This window comes from Streptomyces nogalater, assembly GCF_039532885.1.
Classification (GTDB): Bacteria; Actinomycetota; Actinomycetes; order Streptomycetales; family Streptomycetaceae; genus Streptomyces; species Streptomyces nogalater.
Genome location: NZ_BAAASM010000015.1, coordinates 95,096 through 110,892, shown reverse-complemented (window position 1 = coordinate 110,892; position 15,797 = coordinate 95,096). Strand labels below are relative to the sequence as shown.

The 15,797-nt window shown below is 68.3% G+C and carries 18 protein-coding genes and 1 pseudogene; 4 read left to right on the top strand and 15 right to left on the bottom strand.

Features of this window, described 5'->3' with window-relative positions:
• Positions 1–12 precede the first annotated feature (12 nt).
• Together ABD350_RS14205 and ureA are read right to left on the bottom strand one after the other, a co-directional pair.
• On the bottom strand, positions 13–303 hold the full coding sequence (locus ABD350_RS14205) for an urease subunit beta (RefSeq protein WP_344348494.1): 291 nt from the start codon (positions 301–303) through the stop codon (positions 13–15).
• A 108-nt stretch (positions 304–411) separates the two neighbouring features.
• A pseudogene (gene ureA / locus ABD350_RS14200) lies at positions 412–762 on the bottom strand (urease subunit gamma); the annotation flags it as partial.
• A 560-nt stretch (positions 763–1,322) separates the two neighbouring features.
• Between ureA and ABD350_RS14195 the strand changes: the two are divergent.
• On the top strand, positions 1,323–1,607 hold the full coding sequence (locus ABD350_RS14195) for a hypothetical protein (protein WP_344348380.1): 285 nt from the start codon (positions 1,323–1,325) through the stop codon (positions 1,605–1,607).
• Between the two features lie 203 nt (positions 1,608–1,810).
• Here the strand turns inward: ABD350_RS14195 and ABD350_RS14190 are convergent, their stop codons facing one another.
• Both ABD350_RS14190 and ABD350_RS14185 read right to left on the bottom strand, forming a co-directional pair.
• Positions 1,811–3,541: a relaxase/mobilization nuclease domain-containing protein gene (locus ABD350_RS14190; protein WP_344348379.1), complete on the bottom strand. Its 1,731-nt coding sequence runs from the start codon at positions 3,539–3,541 to the stop codon at positions 1,811–1,813.
• Positions 3,538–4,164 carry a plasmid mobilization protein gene (locus ABD350_RS14185; protein WP_344348378.1) on the bottom strand — a complete coding sequence of 209 codons (627 nt, stop codon included), beginning with the start codon at positions 4,162–4,164 and terminating at the stop codon, positions 3,538–3,540. The genes ABD350_RS14190 and ABD350_RS14185 overlap by 4 nt, the downstream gene beginning before the upstream one ends.
• A gap of 2,684 nt (positions 4,165–6,848) precedes the next feature.
• Here ABD350_RS14185 and ABD350_RS14180 point away from each other — a divergent pair.
• Complete coding sequence (locus ABD350_RS14180) at positions 6,849–7,031, top strand: helix-turn-helix domain-containing protein (RefSeq protein ID WP_344348376.1); 183 nt, start codon at positions 6,849–6,851, stop codon at positions 7,029–7,031.
• A 39-nt stretch (positions 7,032–7,070) separates the two neighbouring features.
• Complete coding sequence (locus tag ABD350_RS14175; protein ID WP_344348375.1) at positions 7,071–8,285, top strand: tyrosine-type recombinase/integrase; 1,215 nt, start codon at positions 7,071–7,073, stop codon at positions 8,283–8,285.
• A 128-nt stretch (positions 8,286–8,413) separates the two neighbouring features.
• Here the strand turns inward: ABD350_RS14175 and ABD350_RS14170 are convergent, their stop codons facing one another.
• From ABD350_RS14170 to ABD350_RS14125, 10 genes are all read right to left on the bottom strand, one after another.
• Positions 8,414–8,794, bottom strand: coding sequence for a glutamate ligase domain-containing protein (locus tag ABD350_RS14170; RefSeq protein ID WP_344348374.1), 381 nt, complete (start codon positions 8,792–8,794; stop codon positions 8,414–8,416).
• Complete coding sequence (locus tag ABD350_RS14165; RefSeq protein WP_344348372.1) at positions 8,781–9,317, bottom strand: C39 family peptidase; 537 nt, start codon at positions 9,315–9,317, stop codon at positions 8,781–8,783. The genes ABD350_RS14170 and ABD350_RS14165 overlap by 14 nt, the downstream gene beginning before the upstream one ends.
• A 36-nt stretch (positions 9,318–9,353) precedes the next feature.
• Positions 9,354–10,445: a D-alanine--D-alanine ligase family protein gene (locus tag ABD350_RS14160; RefSeq protein ID WP_344348371.1), complete on the bottom strand. Its 1,092-nt coding sequence runs from the start codon at positions 10,443–10,445 to the stop codon at positions 9,354–9,356.
• Entirely contained in the window at positions 10,442–11,257 is an 816-nt protein-coding gene (dapF, locus tag ABD350_RS14155; RefSeq protein ID WP_344348370.1) for a diaminopimelate epimerase, read from the bottom strand. Before dapF ends, ABD350_RS14160 begins: the two co-directional genes overlap by 4 nt.
• Before the next feature lie 396 nt (positions 11,258–11,653).
• On the bottom strand, positions 11,654–12,196 hold the full coding sequence (locus ABD350_RS14150; RefSeq protein WP_344348369.1) for an NUDIX hydrolase: 543 nt from the start codon (positions 12,194–12,196) through the stop codon (positions 11,654–11,656).
• Entirely contained in the window at positions 12,193–12,570 is a 378-nt protein-coding gene (locus ABD350_RS14145; RefSeq protein ID WP_344348367.1) for a hypothetical protein, read from the bottom strand. Before ABD350_RS14145 ends, ABD350_RS14150 begins: the two co-directional genes overlap by 4 nt.
• Positions 12,571–12,671: 101 nt before the next feature.
• Positions 12,672–13,517, bottom strand: coding sequence for a helix-turn-helix domain-containing protein (locus tag ABD350_RS14140; protein ID WP_344348366.1), 846 nt, complete (start codon positions 13,515–13,517; stop codon positions 12,672–12,674).
• A gap of 23 nt (positions 13,518–13,540) precedes the next feature.
• Complete coding sequence (locus ABD350_RS14135) at positions 13,541–14,053, bottom strand: DUF6879 family protein (RefSeq protein ID WP_175252253.1); 513 nt, start codon at positions 14,051–14,053, stop codon at positions 13,541–13,543.
• Positions 14,031–14,261, bottom strand: coding sequence for a hypothetical protein (locus ABD350_RS14130; RefSeq protein WP_344348365.1), 231 nt, complete (start codon positions 14,259–14,261; stop codon positions 14,031–14,033). Before ABD350_RS14130 ends, ABD350_RS14135 begins: the two co-directional genes overlap by 23 nt.
• A 107-nt stretch (positions 14,262–14,368) precedes the next feature.
• Complete coding sequence (locus tag ABD350_RS14125; RefSeq protein WP_344348364.1) at positions 14,369–14,632, bottom strand: hypothetical protein; 264 nt, start codon at positions 14,630–14,632, stop codon at positions 14,369–14,371.
• A 97-nt stretch (positions 14,633–14,729) separates the two neighbouring features.
• On the opposite strand from ABD350_RS14125, the gene ABD350_RS14120 reads away from it, so the two are divergent.
• Positions 14,730–15,023 carry a hypothetical protein gene (locus tag ABD350_RS14120; protein WP_344348363.1) on the top strand — a complete coding sequence of 98 codons (294 nt, stop codon included), beginning with the start codon at positions 14,730–14,732 and terminating at the stop codon, positions 15,021–15,023.
• 448 nt (positions 15,024–15,471) lie between these two features.
• Here ABD350_RS14120 and ABD350_RS14115 read toward each other — a convergent pair whose 3' ends face one another.
• Positions 15,472–15,759, bottom strand: coding sequence for a hypothetical protein (locus ABD350_RS14115; protein ID WP_344348362.1), 288 nt, complete (start codon positions 15,757–15,759; stop codon positions 15,472–15,474).
• Between the last annotated feature and the right edge of the window lie 38 nt (positions 15,760–15,797).

Sequence of the window (15,797 nt, the reverse complement as noted above, 5' to 3'; positions counted from 1 at the left end):
TGGAGCTACCACTCATGGGGCCACCGACCAATCGTTGTCGGTCTTACCGCGCTGAAGGCCCTTTACCACTTGGTCTCCCTTGATGGGCACCACCCACACTCTGCACACGTGTTCCGGCTCGATCCGCTCCGACGTGCCGGCCGCAATGTGCAGCCGCTTCCCCTTCACGTCATCGTCGGCCGGGTCGGTGCATCCCTCGTCCTTGAAGAACTTGAGGCATGCGTTGACGTCGCCCAGGTGGAAGTGGGAGCCGACCTGGATAGGCCGCTTCGCGGTGTTCTTCGCCCACAGCGGCCCCTCCATCAGGGAGTCCTCGTGGTCGTCCGCGTTGAACGTCACCGCGTGCTGACCGTCGTCCGCGAGAAGTTCGTACTTGCCCGGGTAGACCTTCGCGTCAGGGTCCGCCTTGCCGAGCGGGTCCGGGATGGTCACGAGCTTCGTGCCGTCCTTGAACGTCGCCTCGATCTGCACGTCGCGGATCATCTCCCGCACGCCGTCCATGACCTCGAAGTCCGTCAAGTTGCCGCTGGCGTTTTTATTGGGGATCTTGAGCGACTTCGCCACATCGCTCAGCTTGGTATCCATGAGCTCGGCGACCGTCTTCGTGTCGTGGCGGGCCTCCTCCAGCACGTAAGCCGCCAACAGCGCCATGACTTCCGGGTAATTCAGTTTGAGATCAGGCTGGCGCCTGAGTCGTCGTTCGGCCAGATCCGCCGCGACACGGATCATGAGCCGCTCCTGCTCATGTGGCGTCAGATGCATGCGGGCTCTCCTTCCTGTGATTCGGCGTGACGTGCACGGCGAGTCGCCCAAGGAGAACCCGGTGCGGACGCCACCCATGTGCTCAACGACCCAGGCAGGAATAGAAACGGAAGCAATGCATCCATTCACGCTTTCGGCCGCTTCGCCGGGCGACCGGAAGCTGATTGTCAAGAACCTCGCGCGGGAGATCCGGCCGCACGGTACTTGACGGCTGCTGATCACTTCACGGCCGCTTCCCCAGAACGAACTGGAGCCCTTGCGGGACCTGCCATCCATGGGTTTCCACACACTCACCGGTTTCGACTTCGAGCAGCAGCCGGCCTCGCCCGACGCGGGTTTGTTGCCCAGGGAGCCGACGACCCGGCCGCCGAAGCCCATACCTTCCTGGAGGAGGTCGGCACACCGGATTCGGTGAGGGGCTGCAGGTGCCGCTGCTGACGACCATCGGCGCCGCGCACCGCAGGCCGTGGTCAAGGCATGGCTGGCGGTGGAAGGCCGGGAGGCGGCGTTCGACATCTTGGGCTGGATTCGGGCCGCGGTGCGTCTGACGGCTGACCAGCATGTGCGTAGCGCGACTGCCGACTGCCAAAGGGCTCCCGGAGGCGGCGACCACCCTGTGGTGCCGGGTGGTCACGGCTCCCGAGGCCGATGCCGAGACCCGTTGGCGGGCCGCGCAAGAGCTGCTCGCCGCACACGCCGAACAGGCCCTGCGTACCGCGCTGACGGTCCCGCGTGACACGGACGAGGCTCTGCTGCTGCGTCGCCTGCTGACCTTGGTACGGCCGCCTGTGGACCAGGCAGGGGAGGACACCGCCGGGTGGTCGAGTGTGCCATCGCGTGGCTGATGGCGCATGCCGCCCCTTCCCAGCTCATCTCGAAGTTCAACATCCCGATGGGCTGACCAAGAGCATCAAGAGCCGAATCGCCGTCACTCGGCGATCATCCTTGAGCATATGCACGGTGCGGCTCGAACTCCTGTGGCTGTCTGCTGCAGTGCCCGAGGCCGGAACGAGCGATTACGGCCGAGCCGGACGGGATTTACAAGTGCCTAAGTTGAGAGCCGGCCGCTTTGGGGGCCCAGTCTGGCCCTGGCCTGCAGCCTCGTTGGGCTGGCTGCGCGCTCGAAACTGCGATCGGTGACCACCGTGTTACTGGTGTCGGCGGGCAAGTCGGCGCTGCGGTGCAGGCGCCACACCAGGATGTCGCTGACGGACTCGGCGGTATCGAGTTCCCTGCGCCCCGCGGCGCCGGTGAGGAGTTCGGCGGGATCATGGCCTGCGGCTTCGGCGTCGGTGAGGGTCGCGGCGAGCGCGTACCAGCCGGGCTCGGCCAGGACCTGCTCCGCCAGCTCCGGCACGGCCTGGCGCAGCACGGTGGTCTGCCGCTGCAGGAGCGGTCGGCCCAGGCGCCGGCCGCGCTGGTAGAGGGCACCCAGCGGCTGGGCGGCGGCGGCCTGATAGGCGGCCCGCAGGTGCTCGGCGGCCTGGCGGGCGGCGGCGGCCTGCTGGGCGTGGCCCTTCTTCGCGTGCCAGTGGAGGGCGGCGGTGACGAGGAAGAACAGCATGTCGATCGCCATCGCGGTGGTCGCCCCGTCCTCCCCGCGGCCGAGGGTGGGACCACCCTGGACAAGGTCGCGGGCGGCCTGCCGCAACGCCCGGTCGTGGCCGCGCTCGGCCCGCACGTGGGAACGGGAGGCCCGCTCGAAGGTGACGGCGGCCTCCCGCAACTCCGCCCGGGTATGCGCCGAGGAGGTCTTCGCGAGCGCGTCCAGGACCTCGCCGGCCGAGGCGATGTACGCGGCGGCGACCGCATCGTCGGCCTGCTCGATGACGAGCAGCGCCTGCCACGCCACCGAAGCCGTCCGGCGGCGTGCGGCGGACGGGCCGCCCGGCCCCGTGGGCGAGGGCGGCTCGACGGGCGTGGCGCCCTGGCCGTCATCGAGGGCGCCGGTGAAGCGTTCCCGGATGCGGGGCAGGGAGAGGTCCGGGGCCAGGCGTGCGCCGGGGTAGAACACCGGCTCGCCGTCCTTGTTGCGGTCGTCGGGCAGGGCGACCTTGTAGCCGAGCAGGTCACCCGAGGGCGCGGTGCGCTTGCGGACGAGCAGGCCGGCGGCGGCCAGCCGGTCGAAGAACTCCTCCTCGCCCGCCGCGCCGGCCACCGCCCGCCGCACGGTTTCGCGTAGTTCCTCGCGGGCGGTGCGTTCGCGGCCCTGCCGCTCGGCCTTGTGCCGCTCGGCGCTGGTGGGCAGCTGGGCAGCGGTGCCGTCGCCGGGCGCGACCTGGTGCAGGCCCAGCTCCTTCTCGATCAGGCGGCACTCGGCCTGGGCACGCTTGCCGGAGCGGAAGTCGTCGGGGCGGCTGCCGTCCTCGCACACCAGGGTGGCGACGATGTGGATGTGGTCGTCGGCGTGGCGGACGGCGGCCCAGCGACAGCCGGGCCGGCCGCCACCGGGATCGATCCCGGTGGCGGCCACGATCCGGCGGGCGATCTCACCCCACTCCTCGTCGGACAGGGTTCGGTCGCCAGGCGCGGTGCGGACGGAGGTGTGCCAGACGTGCTTGGCGGGACGGGCGTGCCGGGGGAGGGCCATGACGGGCTGGTCGAGGAGCTGCTGGAGGTCTTCGAGGGCGGCGGCCGGGTCACGGCCGGGGTCGGGGGACATGCCGTCGAACGAGGCCACGAGGTGCGGGTCGGTGTGTTCCTCGTGCCTGCCGGGCCCGTAGAGGTAGGCCAGCAGACCGATGGTCCGGGAGCCGGACTCGTTGACGCTGGGGATCACGACGTGCGCTGCTCGATCAATTGTGTGGCGGCGGCGTGGACGGTCTCGGCCGCCCGGCGGACGGCGGCGATGGCTGCCTGGAGCTGCGGGGCTTCGGCGCCGGAGTTGAGGGCCTTGACCGCCTGGTTGAGGTTGCTGCCGGCCCAGCCGAGTCTGCGGCGGCTGTCGAACAGGGCGGTGATCAGTTCGCGTTCGTCGGCGATCTCGGCGCTGGTGCGGTCGAGATCACGGGCGGCGGCGAGCGCGGAGCGGGCGAGAAACCCGGCGACGGACAGGTTGCACCGGGCGGCGGCGGACTTGATCAGATCGAACTCTTCGTCGTTGAAACGGGTGTTGGGCTGGTGCAGGCGCTTCTTCTCGGGCGGCTGACGCGGACGCTGACGGGCGCGGACAGCGCGCTCACGGCGGCTCTGATGCTCGGTCGGCTTCTCCTCCTGCCCCGGCTTCGGCCCGCCCCCGGTCGAAGCCTCCAGGACCTGCGGCCCCCGGTGCAGGTCCCCTCCCGCCCCCTCGGGGGCGGGTTCGGCGGAAGCTACGCTTCCGCCCCAACTTGCTCGGTCCGAGACCGAGGTGGGGTTGGGAGAACGCGTCGGGGTGTCGCCGTTGTACTTCAGGTTCGTCATCGGGATTCGAGCCTCGTGAAACGGTCATGGGCTGGGTAGTCGCGGCAGTTCGACGGCGTCGGTCGAACTCGCGCGGGCCGAGGTGAGCCCGTCGGGCTGGACGAGCCACTGGCTGGTCGATGCGGCGAGCTTCGCGCTGGAGGCCGCCTGCGGGCCGCCCTCGGAGCGAAAAATCCCAGCTGACCTCCCACGTGTACTCCGCACGGACAGTGCCGAACTCGTTGCATGTCTTGTCGGCGGGCACTCCTTATCTCGGTGACGTCGTCGTTCCGCACTTTCTGCAGAGCGAGGCTCAGTGGCCGTCCCGACCGCCTGGCAGGCCCTCACAGCGGATCAGCCGGACGAATTGGTCCACGGACTGTGCCGGCTCGCGGGGGCGGACGCTGTGCCGTTGGGCCTCGGTCGGGACCAGCCGCTTGCTTCCCCTTGCCCTCTGGACTCGGCGTTCGAGGCCGGTCCCGTCTCGGCGGTGGTTGGTCCCCGGGGTCGATGGCTCCCGGATGGGGTCGGCGCCGTTCCCAGTTCGGTCCCCGGTCCCCAGTTCGGTCCCCGGTCCCCGGTTCGGTCCCCGGTCCCCGGTTCGGTCCCCGGTCCCCGGTCCCCGGTCCCCGGTTCGGTCCCCGGTCCCCGGTCCCCGGTCCCCGGTTCGGTCCCCGGTCCCCGTGGTCGGTGGTCCCCGGATGGGGGTCGGTCCCGCAGTCGGTCCCCGACTGGTTGGTCCCCGGTCCCCGGGTGGGGTCTCCCCGACTTGGTGCCCCTCGGTCCCCGTGCAGTTCAGGGCCCTGAGCAGCCACTTCCGCGGTAAGGCAGCGGTTCCTTGCGCTGCCGTCATGCCGCTCGGCAGCATCCGGCTTCACGGCTTGGTCCCCGCGGCGGTCCCCACTTCGGGGGCCTCGGTCCCCATATCGCTGCTCTCGGTCCCCGCGACTTCCTGAGCGCCGTGGTCCGGTCCCGGGGACCAGACCCTGGCTTACGCGGTCGCCGGTCCCCGATCAGGTCGACGGGACTGCGGGGACCGATCTAGCGCTCGCCACGGTCCCGCTGACCTCTCCCCGGTCCCCACCACACGGTGGTGAGGCGATCAGCCGTGTCCCCCTGTCGAGGACGTGACCGGGACGGTTCCCGTCTCCCGCAGCTTGCCTTCCGCTCCGGGCCCGTCCCTCGTAACTGCCGGTGATCATCCGGGACCCGGAGGAGTCGGCCGGTGCGCATGCCCGGCACGGTGCGCATGCCACTTCGCGTCGGTGACGCGCAGACCGACCGTCCTCGCCGAGGTGGTCGAGGTGACCGTGCTGGCGGGCTGAGGTGTGGCCGGCTGCGTCGACCTGCCAGTCGGTAGCCGAGTGACGGCGGCACCACACTACTGCCTTTACGGTTCAACTTAGGTTCTCTACGGTTCTGGGGGTCGGATTCCGTACCGTGCGGGGGTCGGATTCCGGCACGTCGAGGGGTCGGATTCCGACACGAGGGGTCGGATTCCGCACCGGTCGGATTCCGACGTGAGGGGTCGGATTCCGCACCTTCCCAGAGTCAGATTTCGTACCGTCGCAAGACGCCTTCTCGGCTTCCCGGGCGTCGAAACACTCATCGTCCCCCCGGACGCAAGGATCGACCGGCACCTCGTGGACGGCAGTGGTTCATGGAGAGTGGAAGGCATGTAACAACTCCTTTGCTGTGTTGCCACGCTGACGCGGCCGGTGGAATGGGATCAGTGTGGTGATGGCTGGCAAGCTTCGACCTACCGGGGCAGGTCATGCCGCTTAGGTGTTCGATGCCCGGAGGGGCAACGAGCATACGCACGGAAGCGCGTCAAGATCCAGGGTTGGCTCTTAAACTCTGTACTAGTCGCAGAGAGTCATGGGGTGATACCCCGCGATCGGCGCTGAGGTGTGCTGATTCGGCCCGCCGGACAAGCGTTGTCGCGATCGCCTAGAGCGGTCGTCGGGTTGCTTGTCGGAAGGTGGCGCGCGGGGCAGGGCGCGTGTCTCCTGGCATTCGCCCACGGCAGACAAGAAAGAACCTCGAAAGACTGGACCCTCGGCCGGGATCATGTCAACGTACAACACCCCGGCAAACGCCAGGCCAGATTGTGCAGTTACTGCGCCGAGGCCAGGGTTGCGACAAGGCTCGGGGTCCCGCGCCGTGAGGCAGATCTGCTGTTGTGGCCTTGAGGGGCTCGTCCGTCTGATTCCGCTATTCGATCCGCTCCCTTCCTCCGCTCACCCCTCTGCTCTTGGCCCCCTGAACGCTTGGCCCTCCTCCAGGTGGTGGCCGCTACAGTGCCGTCGCTGCCGGGCTGTCCTTCTGGGGTCTGCGTTACCGGCCCGTCAGTGCGTCACAGATGGCGCCGTGCTCATTACGGCCTGCTCTCTGGCTGCGGCCGGCCCGTGACCCTCCCGAGTCCGTCCCGGCGCGGCGCGCAACATAGACCATGATCGCCGGTTAGTCAAACCGGCGATCGTCGCGACCATTGATGAGTTCGCGCTCGGTCGCGCCCGGCGGCGGGGTTTTGGCGAACGCAGGGGGTCGCGCCGTCAACTCGCATGGGGAGAAGGGCACGTCCTCTGCTGCACAGACGACCGGGTGCCCGTTGCTGAACCGCAACGGCACCTCAACCGTTGGAGGGTGATGCGAATGCTCTTTGGCATCCGAGGCTTCACAGAGACAAGCGGAAAGGTGGCGAATTGACCGCTGGAGGGAGTAATCGGCTGCTGACCCCCGAAGAGGTGGCCGAGTGGCTCAGGGTCAGCGAGATCACCGTCAAGAACAAGTACCGGGCGTGGGGACTCAAGGCTCAGAAGGTCGGGCGTCTCCTGAGATTCCGTGAGCGCGACATCATCGCCTACCTCGAAGACCACTACGGGTAACGGCTGCTTGGCCGTGACTCAGAACACGAAAGGCTCTGTTTGGCTACCGTTTTCCAGCGCTGCAAGTCCGACCCCAAGGTCTCCACCTATCCGTGCACGAAATCCCGGTGCGGCCACCCGTGGACCGTGCGGTATCGCGAGCCCGGAGGCAGGACCGCGCGTCAGCGGGAGAAGACCTTCGACAAGAAGACCGGGCCGAACGGAGCCGACGCCTTCGCCGCAAGGGTCGAGGCCGACAAGGACGAGGGCCTCTATATCGACCCCAACGCGGGAAAGATCACGGTCCGCGCCTACGCCGAGGACTGGCTCGCCCGCCGAATCGTCGCGGAGTCCACGTACGCGAACTACAAGGGCTTCATCGACAACCACCTCATACCGAGGCTCGGTCGCAAGACGATCGCCGGGGTCACGAAGAGGGACATCGAGCACTTCAAGGCGGCCATCGCCAAGGAACTGGCGGCCAGCACGGTCTATGACCGGATGAAGATGGTGAAGCACATCTTCTGGTCCGCGAAGGAGGAGAAGCGGATCCGGGAGGACCCGACCAAGGACGTCAAGAACGCCCCCGGAAACCATGCGGTGGACGAGGACGAGATCCCCACCTTGGCCGAGGTCCGCCTACTGCACGAGCACATGTCTCCGCAGTACAAGCTGACCGTCTGGCTCCAGGCCGGGGCCGGCCTTCGAGTCAGCGAGGCCCTGGCCTTCCACGTCGGCTGCCTGCGAAACGACGTGATCCGCATCCGCTGGCAGATCAGCTCGAAGGCACACCGCGAGGACTGCAAGACGCGCCTCGTCCCCCTCAAGCACCGTGAGGAGGGCGAGTACCGCGACATCCCCGCCGCAGGCTTCCTCTGTGCCGAGATCGACGCCCACGAGCAACTGTGGAAGCCGGTCCCGCTCACCTTCCAGACCGCAGCGGGGAAGACGCGGCAGGTCGAAGTGTTCTTCGCCCCCCGCGAGCGCGGAAAGGGCATCATGCCCACCGCCAATACCTACGCGTACCACTTCAAGAAGGCGTGCGTGGCGGCCGGGCTGGTGGACGCCGAGGGCAAACCGAAGTACCACCCCCACTCGTTGCGGCACTTCTTCGCCTCGACCGCGCTGGCGGCCGGTATCCCGATCCACGAGGTCTCGCGCTGGCTCGGCCACAAGTCGATCAAGACCACGGTCGACATCTACGGGCACCTGGTCCCGGAGTCATGGGACCGATGCCGCGACATCATGCAATCCGCCTTCGCGTCCGCAGCCTGAGCGATCGCCCGTGCCGGGTCCGGCCCCCGCCCCGCCCCCTCGCCGCCGGCCCAGTGCTCACGCGGTGACTGCCGAGGACGCATTGTTGGTGGTCGACGCCCAGAGTGAGGACCCGGCTGAGGGCGACCTCAGTCCGCAGATTGACCGGACAGGTTCGTGACGGTCTGGCCGGAGAGGGACTGGGCGATCTGCCAGAGCTGTCCACCGCGCGAAGCCTTGACGAGAACGGTGTCGCCCGGCCTGATGACCGTGTGAAGGTAGGCAGCGGCGGTCTTGTTGTCGCCCACCATCGCCACCTCGGGTACGCCCGCTGCGCCCGCCGCGAGGGCGAGCTGCTCGGCGAGGTCTCCGCCGACTGCTACGACGAGATCGACTCCGCTCTCAGCCGCGAAGCGGCCGATCTCGCGGTGAGCCTCCACCACCTCGTCGCCCAGCTCCAGCATTTCTCCGAGTACGGCGATCCTGCGACCGCCTGCGGCCTGAGCCGTTTCGCCGTCAGCCTCGGTCATCGGCACTCTCCGTCGGGGTCAGGGGCGCGAAGGTGATCGCGCGTCCGGTGTAGGAATGGGACAGGCGGCTGAGCGGGACGCGATCGTGCGTCTGGCCCCACGCTGACGGGTCCCGGAAAAGGAGCAGCGGGTCGGGACCACCCTCGTAGCCGCGAAGGATGACGAGGTGGCCGCCTGAACGGCCGTCCTCGGGGAACTGCTCGGTCACCGACACGATGAGCGGGGCGTCGTCGAGGCGGCCGAGCAGCTCTTGGACGGGTACGGGTTCCGCCGCGGCGGGCACTCCCAGCTCGGTGGCCAGGTTCGCGATCCCCGCGTGGAGTGCTCCGCGCGGGGTCAGGACTTCGTGCTTCACCGCGAGTTTCAGGAGTTCCGTCACCGTGGGCGCCTCGCACCCGTAGGCGAGCAGGATCATCCTGAGGGATGCCAGGCCGCACGCCCGGTTGGACCATTCGATCCTGTCTCCGAGCGCCCACCCGCCGTGCAGGTCCCACTCGGCGAGGTTGATGAGCTGTCGGCACATGGGGACTTCGTGGACGCGCGGCACAGCGGCAGGCTCCTACGCAGAGACGGCAGCCTCCCGCGTCAGCGTGGTGCTGGAGAACGCGGGAGTGGGCAGGGGGACATCGTACGGCGGGCGTGTCAGGGCCTCGTGGAGCATCGCCAGAACCACATCCGTGTGCGCGAGCCCGACCATCGCCGCGCCGACCGCGAAGTTGCTGTCACGGGACATGCCCGGCGTGCTGTTGACCTCCAGCACGTACGCGCCGCCCTCCTCGGTGACGATGAAGTCGATGCGTGCCGAACCGCGCAGCCCGATCCCGTCCCACAGTGTGCGGGCGTCCCTGGCGATTCGGTTCATCGCGACGGGTTCCAACTCGGCGGCGCGGACGGTGACGGTGCCCTTCGAGTCCACGTCCAGCTTGGTGTCGGCGTCGTAGAACTCGGCATCGGTCGCCTCGGTGGACAGTGGCGGGAAGACGATGACCGAGCCGCCGGGAAGCCCCAGCATGCCCACGGTCACGGGGGTGCCGATCACATAGTCCTCGACGAGCACTTCGTCGCCGGATTCGCCGGCAGCCTCCGCGAGGGCGCGCGGCAGGTCGGCCGCGTCGCGGACGAGGCTCATGCCCACGCTGGACCCGCCGAAGGGTGGCTTGACCATGACGGCCCGGCTGCCCCAGTTCACCGGGCCGCCGGACCAAACCCGCCAGCCGGGTGTGGGGACACCGAGGGACAGCATGATCCGCTTGCAGAGGATCTTGTCGGCGGCCACCGCGGATGCCTGGACCCCGCTGCCGCAGTAGGGCACGCGAAGGTAGTCGAGCAGTCCCTGGAGACGGCCGTCCTCGCCGTACGGACCGTGCAGGTTCGAGAGGGCCACGTCGTAGCCGACCAGTTCCTTGATGAAGCCGGGCTCCGTGGGGTCCAGCACCTTCCATCGCGCCCCGATCTCGTCGAGCGCCTCGCCCAGGGCGGTCACGGACCGCTGCTCGACGGGGCACTTCGAGTGGTAGAGCCTGTCCTCGGCGGACACGGGTCCGTAGACGAGGGCGACGCCGAGGCCGCGCCGGCCGCGCCCCCACTCACGGAGTTCCTCGGCGGCCTTGCGTGCCGCCTGGGTCGAGCTGGAGTCGAGGAAGAAGGTCATGCGAGTACCCCTTCGAAGGTGTAGGTGACCGGCCCGCCTACCCATGCGGCCCGGTCCGGCTGGCGCTCGTGCGGCCGGACGGTGAGAGGCTCACCGGCCCGGTTGTGGACGGTGGCCTCGCCCTTGGGGACGAGCCCGCGCATGGTTGCGGCGACGACCGCCGCGACGGCTCCGCTGCCGCAGGAGAGTGTCTCGGCCTCGACGCCGCGCTCGTAGGTGCGGATCTTGAGCGACCGGCCGCCGAGGGGCTGGACGAAGTTGACGTTCGTCCCGAGTGGGGCGACGTTGTCGTGGTACCGGACGGCCCGGCCGACGGTTTCCGTGGCGATGGCGTCCACGTCACTCACGACGGCGACGACGTGCTCGGTGCCGGTGTGCACGCTGTCGAACCACGTCGGCTGACCGTTGATGACCGTCTGCAAGACGCGGGGCTGGACGGAGTTCACCTGAGCCGTGACCCAGACGGACGCCGGATCGACGACGGCCTCGTGCATGACGCCCGCCATGCGCAGCCTGAGGCGCCTCTTCACGTTGAGCCCGTCGTCGTGCTGGGCCGCCCAGGCCGCGCAGCGCAGCGCGTTGCCGCACATGGTCGCGATCGAGCCGTCCGCATTGAAGCACCGCACTTCGTACACGGAGGGGCGGTCGTCGGTGACGCGACTGACGACCAGGCCGTCAGCGCCCACGCCGGTTCGCCTGGCACACAGGCGTTCCGCTTCCTTCGCCCAGGCGGCGTCGTCTCTGGGTTCGGGATTCGTGAACAGGATGAAGTCGTTGCCCGCTCCGTGGATCTTCCGGAAACGCATGGGCATGGCGAAGCTCCTCGTGGTGGGAGGTGGAGAGGGGTGCGAGGCCCGAGCGTGCGAGATCAGCGGTATGTGACCGGCCGGAAGACGGACCGGCCAGTGCGCATGACGAGAGGAGGGCGTCCGGCGAAGTGCAGGGCGCGGGCGGAGGTACCGACGGCCCTCATGTCCCGGATGCGCTGGTACTGGTGGCCGAGAAGGAGGAAGTCGCCGATGCGAACGTCCCAGGGCTGCTTGAACCCTTCGACGGTCCCGAAGGGCGGAGGGGGCGGTCCGGGCCGTACTGCGCCGGCCGTCGGTGCGCTTCGGTTTCGATACATGCAGCTCCTCCAGATGCCGCGCAGCAGTGCGCCTCCCATCGCGACGAAGGACGCGATGTGGCGAGTTGCTGGTTACGGGGGCTCATTCCGTTCCCATCAGGTGGCGCTCGACGCGGCTGCGCAGTGCCGGCATGTCGATGTCGGAGAGAGACCGCCAGGCCGCTGCGCCCATTTCGATCATGGAGGGAAGGACGGCGCCGGAGTGGGCCCGGAAGAAGTAGCGGATGCCGACCCGAAGGCGGCGTCCGTACCTGTGGTGTCCCGGACCGGTCACGTCGACCAGGAACGGACCTTCGGCGCCGGGTTGTGTCCACACGTCGTGGATGCCGACCTGCTCGGTCAGCAGGCGCAGGGCCGCCTCGCTCAGAGTGGCGTCCCGCTCCTCCGGTTCGGCCTCGGCGAGTGCGTAGCCGCCCTCGTGCCGCAGGCACAGTACGCGAGCCTGTTCATCGACGACGACGGCTCCCGTCATCACGAGCGGGCACCGCTGCCCGTGCGTGCAAACCTGGCGCCGCGAGTGGTCCACCGCCGCGTCGTAGACCGGCATCAGAGGCTGTTGTTCGTCGGGGTGTTCGTGGAGGTAATGGGACAGCTCCCGGATGATCTGGTCTTCCCTGACGCTCACGGTGCCCCCAGCTCGTTCCGGGTGGCGTAGACCCACAGGAGCCGGCGCGACAGGTTGGCGAGTTCGCGGAGGTAGAAGAAGGTGCCGAACGTGGGGGTGTCGACGGTTGGGCGGGTCGTGAGATCGATCATCTCCCGCGCCTTGCGGACGAGGTGCTGCACGTCGGGGTCCTCGTCGGCTCCCAAATCCTTGCCGAGGAGCCGACTCAGCTCCCTGGCAAGTCTCGGCACGTAGCAGTCCAACTGCTCACGGGTCGTGGTGCCCAGCCGAAAGCCGAGAGCGGTGTCGGTCAGGGAGGTAATCTCCGCGACGCTGATCTCGACGCCTGCCTCGGGTTCCCCGGCCGAATTCCTTGCCTTGCCCGTACTTGCCATCAACATCACTGGCCCCTCCGGAGCACGCCTTTCGCCGTGCCCATAAAGCTAGGAAGAAGGAAGGGCGGGGCTCCAGGAGTGTGCCCATACTTGCCAGACGTTCACCCGAGAGATTCGATGGCTGCCGTGATGAGTTCACGTGCGGCCGGGCCGTGGACGGCAAGTTCGTACAGCTCACTGAACGTTCTGGCATACATGGCAAGTTCGTGCTTGGCCACGATCGTGAGGTGAGCCGACACCAGCTCGACGTTCACCGTGTCGTCGTCGTACAGGAAGAAGCCCTCGACGGGCCAGAGGCCCGAGCGGTCGGCGTTCTGGGGGATGATGCCGATGCTCACCGAGGGCAGCGCCATAGCGCTCAGGAGATAGCCGAGCTGGCCCGCCATCACGTCGGTGCCGCCGATGCGGTACCGCAGGGCGCTTTCCTCGAGAAGGATGGCGAACTGGTGAGGCCCGTAAACGATCTTCTGTTTCTCCACGCGCACCTTGACGGCCTCTGGCACGTCGTCGACGAGTCCTCGGCGGTCACGAATGGAAGTCAACAGCGCGTTGATATAGGAAGCCGTCTGCACAGGGCCAGGGATGAGCCAAGGCGAGTAAATGCGGAATCGCTGGGTGCGCTCCCAGAGCGGAAGGACGGACTTCTGCGCAAACTCCAGACCGTCTCGTTCCATATCGCGCCACTGGACATACATGCCCTCGATGCCGCGGGCGGTCGAGATGAGATCCTCCGCCTCGCCTTCCGCGCCACAGGCCCTGCACCAATCACGAAGGTCGCGCTCCGAGGGCGCACGGGTGCCTCTCTCGAAGCGCGAAGCCTTCGACTCGTGCCAGCCCAGTCTCTGGGCCAGCGCTCGCTTGGTGAGTCCGGCTCCTTCCCGGATCTCGGCCAGGCGTTTCCCGAGCGCCTTGCGGGCTTCCTGGACGCTCGAAGATGGCGATGTCATGTGCGGGGGCGCGGATCAGGCCGTCAGGCCAACTCGAACTCGGCGTGTGGCGTCGCCCGCTTCCACACGGCCTCGAAGGCCGACTCGCACAGCTTCGCCACCTCCGGGTCTTCCGTCAGCTCCAGCTCCAGCGTCTCGCCCTCACCGTCGAAGTGGTTGACGAGGACGAGCGAGGAGTCGAACAGCCAGAAGTCATTGCCCGGAAGGGCGAGGTCGGTCGCGGTCCGCCGCGACAGCCACCGCACGGATTCGCCGGCAGCGATGTTCAGCCCGTCCGTCACGTCGTACTCGAAGCGGATGTACTCGCTGACCGGCGTGGAGACGATACGGGCACGTCGGACCTCCACGCCACGCCCGGTTGCCTCCGTGACGATCGCGTGCCAGTCGGCCCAGCGCTCGGCAGGGTCGAAGGTCTGACCGGCCTTCCAGTCGATGAAGGCCGGGTCCGACTTCATGTAGGCGTCGCGCATCTCCAGATGGACGGCAGTCCTCTGGCAGTCACGAAACAGCTCCTCAAACGTCGGGGTCCTCGTCACCCTGCTTCACCTCCTGGAAGAACTGCACCATGCGCCGGGGGATCTCCACCACCGTCTCGTGGCCGGGGATGTCCATCTGCCTCAGCCGCTCGATGTCCTCCACTCTCCACCCCTGCACGAGATAGGTGTCCTTCTCGTCGTCGAGGTAGACGGTGGGGGAACCGCCGCTGGGGCTCTCGGGGTCCTTACCGAGCTTGATCAGGGCCATGATGACCACCTCCGGTGCCGGTAACGAATGCTGTGCCAAAGCTTGCCCGCACCGTCACGGAGAGGCGAGGAACTTGCCCGAACTTGCCAGGGATCGGCGAGGTGACCTTATGCCGCCGCGCTCAGGGTGACGAGGAGGGGACCGGCCGCCGCACTCCAGAAGTGGCCGGATTCGACCGCCGCCGAGTCGTCGGCGACGAGGCTCTTGTGAACGGAGGCGAGGAATGTCTCGCGGAGGCGTGACTGGGCGTCGGCGTCCATGCCGCTCGTGCAGACGGCCGTCCCGATCCTCTCGCTCAGAACGGCCGCTGCCTGGCCGAGGTCGTCGCCAGTCCACTCGTCCGCGTGTCCGGCGGCCAGCACCCACGTCATCCTCCGGCCGTCGTACACGCGGATGTGATGCCGACCGTGCGACGCGATCCCGGTTGCTTCCGCGCCCTGGCGCCCTGCCTTCGCCACCGTCGGCGGGGTGCTGCACCAGCAGGCCATCCACGGCCTGGCACTCGCCTTGCGGATCGTCCCCGGCGACGTCGAGTCGGTCGACGGGGAGGTCGCACAGCGCCGGGGCCTAGCTCATCGGCACACGGTGCTGCTGGGCCTGGGCATCTCCCGAACCGCCGAAATGCTCACCGTCCGGCTGCGCTTCACCGTCGTCGTACCCATCGACCGCCGAGCGGTTGGCCGTCGCGTGCTGCATCCGGTCCCGCCGCCGCGTCCGACCGGCCGAGTGGGCCACCGCTTAGGAGCAGGGGCACGACGTTGACCCCGACCCGCCGGCCATCCCCTCTCGGTCAGCCGTTCAGGGTGCCCGTCTGGTAGTAGCCCGTGATCCGGCGTCGGCCCCGCCGTCCCGGTGTTCGTGGCGTGGAAGTAGGACGCGGGGATGCTGAAGACGCCACGGTCCCGGCCGGGCTCGTCGATCGCATCGACGGTTCGCGCGCCCGGCTCGTAGGAGCGCAGGATGACGGGGAGGCTGTCCCGCCCCAGCACGTCGAATAGATCTGTCCGGCCTCGATGCAGTGCATGGCTTCCCCCGGGAGCGGCTGACTGGTCTGGCGAAAGTAGCGCCTCCAGCTTGCGCTCAGCGCATCGGTGACGGTGTGAGCGGCGGCGGGCAGGCCCGCAAGCAGCGGCCGTGGCCTTACCGCGTCTGCGGCGTTGACCAGTTCACCGGGAGGGCGGTGCGAGAGGCCCCTTGTGTGGCCTCGGGTTCATTCCCTGCTGCGGGTGCGTCCGGAGGAGCGTACGGAGGGCAGGTCGTCGCGCGAGTTGTCCGCGTCGAGGGCGTCGGCGGGCATCTGGCGGTAGGAGTGGAGCAGCTGGGCTATGAGGGTCGGACGGACTTCGGCCGCGGTGACGAGTGCGGCCAGTATCTGGGACCGCGATGTCTGCTCCCCGGCCGCGGCTGCGGCCCGGACCAGGACGTCGAGCCTCGCGTCCACGTCCTCCGGCCAGTCGACCAGTGTCTTGCGTCGTGGACGCTGCCACAGCAATTCCACACGTCCCCCTCGGTGACAGCGTGTATATATCGAATATA